This is a genomic window from Lysinibacillus sp. LK3, assembly GCF_001043675.1.
Taxonomy (GTDB): Bacteria; Bacillota; Bacilli; order Bacillales_A; family Planococcaceae; genus Lysinibacillus; species Lysinibacillus capsici.
In genome coordinates this window covers 1-724 of record NZ_LDUJ01000059.1, presented here as the reverse complement: position 1 = coordinate 724, position 724 = coordinate 1, and the positions used below count along the sequence as shown (strand labels likewise).

At 28.3% G+C, this 724-nt stretch carries 1 protein-coding gene; it reads right to left on the bottom strand.

Features of this window, described 5'->3' with window-relative positions:
* Positions 1–260: 260 nt before the first annotated feature.
* Complete coding sequence (locus VK91_RS22225) at positions 261–536, bottom strand: YqhV family protein (protein ID WP_048395961.1); 276 nt, start codon at positions 534–536, stop codon at positions 261–263.
* Positions 537–724: the final 188 nt, after the last annotated feature.

Sequence of the window (724 nt, the reverse complement as noted above, 5' to 3'; positions counted from 1 at the left end):
GTGCGTGCGATACACTCAATATAAATTTGTGCAAATAAAGGCTAATTATACATAAAAAAAAGCAGCGTCGTCACACGCTACAGTAATTTAATGAACATGTTAGGTGTTTCATAAAAGAGTTTAACAAAGATTATGAATGGAACCATGCTATAAAGATACAGAAGATAACTTGGATCCAAAAGGTTGTGAAGATTATTTTTTCGTCAAACTCATATTCTGACACTTGTATGATTTTGGTGAATTTTAGTAATGTTTTATTTTTACTTAATATGTGAGCTAATAATAATAAGTGTTATACCCGTAAATAAGCAAACGATTCTTGTCACAGGTATTTTATCTGCTAGTCCAAATAATGCAATTGCTGTCGTTACGATTAAAACTGTTGGACCAACCAAAGCAAGCATTGTATTAATATAAAATGCTTTTTCTAGATTATTTAACTTTAGCATCAACAATCCAGCACTTACTTCAATACTCCCAGACAATACACGTAAAATAACCATAGCAAGAACCGACTTTTCAATAATTGTCATCATCCTATCTTTATAGAAAATTTAATATAATTCCATCATGAATAGAATAATAGATTTTTGTTTTAATGAAATACTAAAATCAATATATGTATGATTCGTATCTAATATTCTTGTTAGATTATGCTTTAATCCTTAGACTAGGAATATAATTAAAGATTTTTCCAATGTTTAGAATTAGCATAATAAATGAG